The organism is Pedobacter sp. (genome assembly GCF_035566355.1).
Lineage (GTDB): Bacteria > Bacteroidota > Bacteroidia > Sphingobacteriales > Sphingobacteriaceae > Pedobacter.
Window position 1 is genome coordinate 1 of sequence record NZ_DATMRL010000381.1, and the last position, 3,459, is coordinate 3,459.

Genomic DNA, 3,459 nt, shown 5'->3' on the forward strand with positions numbered 1-3,459 from the left:
CTCTACCAGTCTGAAAAAAACGGCAAGTAGGGCAAGATTTCTGTTTACAGGTTTGAGTAATACATAAAGTGCCCAGATAAGTACCACATCAATAGCAAAGGTGATTAAATTGTTGGCAATACCGATACGGTAAAGTTGTTCATTAGCCATGATATTACTCGATGTTTTTGCAACATCTCCGCTTATAATGAGAGTCGAAGGGAAGTGTACATAAAATTCAGCGAAGAGGCCGGTAGCCATTGCAACCAGGTATAATAGGCCCGCCAATCTTGCTGCTTTAGATTGTGTTGGAATACTGGTTTGATTTTCCATTTTTATTAATAGTATTATAATTTATCAACCAATGAACACCAATTTAAATCTTAATATTTCTCTTTTTGTAAAAGATATGACAATTAGAACAGATAGTCAGCTAGTTCCCCATAAGGGGCAAGTAATAAAAATCCCGTTGATTTATCGATGTAATCATAAATTGACCGCGACTGTAATCTCCCCCGATTTCCGGACCATTAGCGATTAGATTTCTCCAATTTTTAATTGTTCAAAGAGTATCAATAATGTTTCATCGGATTTTATATAACTACTCTAAGTTACTGTTCTGAAAGCATCTGCAAATTGTCAGCTTAAAGTGTACCAGCTATTTAGTAAATTAAGCGAGTGTTTCTTTACATGTTAACTATTAAAAATCAGGGTACATTTATGTTAAACACTACTGCCATGAGTCACCCTTTAAAAAAATTAGTCACTTATTTCGCCCTCGTCACCTTCACAGGCCTGACCACTATCGCATCTGCCCAGGTCATCACAGGTGATCAGATCAAGGCGCAATTCATCAAGGATTGGCAACGGGCGAAAGTCTACACACTTGACTACCTCAACACGATGCCGGCCGACAAATATTCCTTCAGGCCAGTCGACAGTATCCGCAGCTTCGCTCAGCAGATGCTGCACCTCGCCTGGGATAATGTCTTCCTGAACATGGTCGCCACTGGTAAAAAGATAGACTGGGTGCCGGGCCAAAAGTTCAACTGGCATGATGGTGAAAAAATCGATTGGCCCGACGGATGGCTCGAAAATAGCCCCACCGCGCAGGGCAAGGATTCCGTCGTATATTATGTAAGTAAAAGCTACGACATTGCCCTTCAGTATATACAAAGATTGGATCCAGGCAAATATGGCGAGATCACGGGCATGCGCAATATCACAGACACCCGCTATGCGTGGCTGCTCAAGGCACTCGAGCACCAGACCCACCACCGCGGTCAGACCACGATCTATATCCGCCTGGTGGGCATCAAGCCACCTAACGAGAGATTGTTCTGAGCGGTTTTCTCATAGTTTGCGAAAATCCGGTTTTCCCAAGATTAAAGTCATCGTTCCATAGAGTAAGATTACTTACTGTATTCCGTTGTAAGATTGATGTATAAATTTCAAAACAAAGCAAGTGCCTCTGATGGACTTAAAACAGGAAGGCGACTTTTCTTAAAATCCTTTGTATTGCGAGTTATTATACCGTCCATTCCAACAATACTCTGTGCACAATAATATTGAATCGCACCTTCGAAGTCCCGGAAGTCAGATTTCAAAGATTGACTCATAATTTTTTCACCCACCGAAATAATTTCAGTCATTTCAAATATCTCATCTAATAGTCCAACCGTTGTGGAATGTGTATTAGTTTGCCTCATGAGATAGTAAATATTAATAAAAGAAATTGCAGAACAATAAATTTTCAATTTTTTTTCAAGTGCGAATGAAAAAAGATGACCAGCTGCCTCTGCAAACGGCTTTCTGTCAGCCAGAAAATCAATGATGACATTGGTATCCAAAAAAAAACTTTTCATTTGGAGTACTTTTTACTCATTTCCTTTCCCAGCTCAGATTTATAATCGAAGTTTTTTGGCAAATGGATGCTGCCCATCAACTTTTTTATCCTTGGAGAAATTTCGCGAGCACCAGATTTAGTGTTTGAGATGGATTTCAAATAATTTTCAACAATTCCTGAAAGGCTTTTCCCTTTCCCCTTAGCGTACTTTTTTGCCGATTCAATAACCTGGTCATCAATGCCTAGCGTAAGCTTTGTTGTCATACGTATGTTTATTTTATAAAGATACGTATGACAATTTTGTTTTCAAAATGAATTCACATTTTTATTCCCTGCGAGGTCTTATAAAATAATCAGAAGACGGTTCATCAATTCATGGGCCCACCAACACACTGATCAGAATCCGGTCTTCCCAGCCTTTGTTTACGCGTTCTTTGAGAGCATGCTCACTTGCTCGGAACTATACCTCACGGCCTGCATCGGTCACATGTTCGTAATCCAGTAAAACCAAATGGTTCGGCATTGGGAAAACGATCCCACAATCTCTTTAATGAATTGATTTGTAAGTTTAACAATTAATCCCTCAATGGAACGTTGAATAAAGAAGGGAGCCGGCTTATCAAAATCTACCCTTTTAATTAACCAAATGAGAGAAATAACCGGCATATTTCTGATGGTCTTATTGTTAAACAGCTGCCAGAAATCAGTTGTTACAAACAATACAACAAATCCTCCGGTCATAGTCGGAGGGCCCGTTTTGCCAGATTCTTCATTGACCAGAATTTATAATGTTGATTCAACCAGTGCTGATGCAGATGTTGCATGGATCAGCAGTCCACAGGTCTCTCCGATTACAGCGAGAGGTATTGTATGGAATACAGCACCGGATCCGACAGTTGATCTAAACACCAAAACGGATATTGGTAATAATATAGGTGGTTACTCCATGGTAATGAGCGGTCTTCTTCCAAAAACGACTTACTATGTAAGGGAATATGCAACTAATGCCAATGGAACCAACTATGGAGCGCAAAAGAATTTTACCACCACCATTACTTTTGAAGACGTGGTGATTGGCAGCGTTTATGAGGGCAGGCTGGTGTTTTATTTTTTGAAGCCGGGAGACGCAACTTATGATCCAAATGCCCGGCACGGATTCTTAGCTTATCTTGGACAGGATAGTAATTTTAATGCCAAGCCCTGGGACGCCAGCGGACAGAATATTTTATTTTGGGGAATGGATACCATTATTCAATCAGGAGCTTACAATACCTCGAACATTGTTTATCAGCAGCTTTTCGAACCACCATCTCCGAAGAGTGCGGCTGCTTATTGTGTGCCGGCGTTTAATGATGTTGGATATAGTGGACAGGGATATCTTCCTTCAAAGGACGAATTGAATCAGCTTTATCTCTATGCAGGACCCGGGGCTCCCGGAGCACACACCGATATTTTAAAATTGAAACCGATCATTTACTGGAGCTCCAGTCAATATGATAGTACTGACGCCTATTGGCAAAATTTTGCTGATGGAACTGTAGGCCACGGACCAAAATCGGATCTCCATGCTGTTTGTCCGATTATGATGTTTTAAATAGCGCGAGTATTGGAAGACGTCAGCTTAGAAGGATAAA

General features: G+C 40.6%; 5 protein-coding genes. 2 read left to right on the top strand and 3 right to left on the bottom strand.

Annotated features, from left to right (window positions below; translation table 11 throughout):
* Nucleotides 1-312 (bottom strand): DUF4386 domain-containing protein (locus VNZ46_RS14555; protein ID WP_325560808.1); only part of this gene is annotated, 312 nt, incomplete at its 3' end.
* Nucleotides 313-717: 405 nt separating this feature from the next.
* On the opposite strand from VNZ46_RS14555, the gene VNZ46_RS14560 reads away from it, so the two are divergent.
* Nucleotides 718-1,323, top strand: a complete 606-nt coding sequence (locus tag VNZ46_RS14560; RefSeq protein ID WP_325560809.1) for a DinB family protein — start codon at nt 718-720, stop codon at nt 1,321-1,323.
* A gap of 107 nt (nt 1,324-1,430) precedes the next feature.
* On the opposite strand, the gene VNZ46_RS14565 is transcribed toward VNZ46_RS14560, so the two are convergent.
* Both VNZ46_RS14565 and VNZ46_RS14570 read right to left on the bottom strand, forming a co-directional pair.
* Nucleotides 1,431-1,844 (bottom strand): PIN domain-containing protein, encoded by a 414-nt coding sequence (locus VNZ46_RS14565; RefSeq protein WP_325560810.1) that lies wholly within the window; start codon nt 1,842-1,844, stop codon nt 1,431-1,433.
* Complete coding sequence (locus VNZ46_RS14570; RefSeq protein WP_325560811.1) at nt 1,841-2,089, bottom strand: DUF6364 family protein; 249 nt, start codon at nt 2,087-2,089, stop codon at nt 1,841-1,843. The genes VNZ46_RS14565 and VNZ46_RS14570 overlap by 4 nt, the downstream gene beginning before the upstream one ends.
* 382 nt (nt 2,090-2,471) lie before the next feature.
* Here VNZ46_RS14570 and VNZ46_RS14575 point away from each other — a divergent pair, with 382 nt between their 5' ends.
* A complete protein-coding gene (locus VNZ46_RS14575) occupies nt 2,472-3,419 on the top strand; it encodes a hypothetical protein (protein ID WP_325560812.1) in 948 nt (315 codons plus the stop codon).
* Nucleotides 3,420-3,459 lie beyond the last annotated feature (40 nt).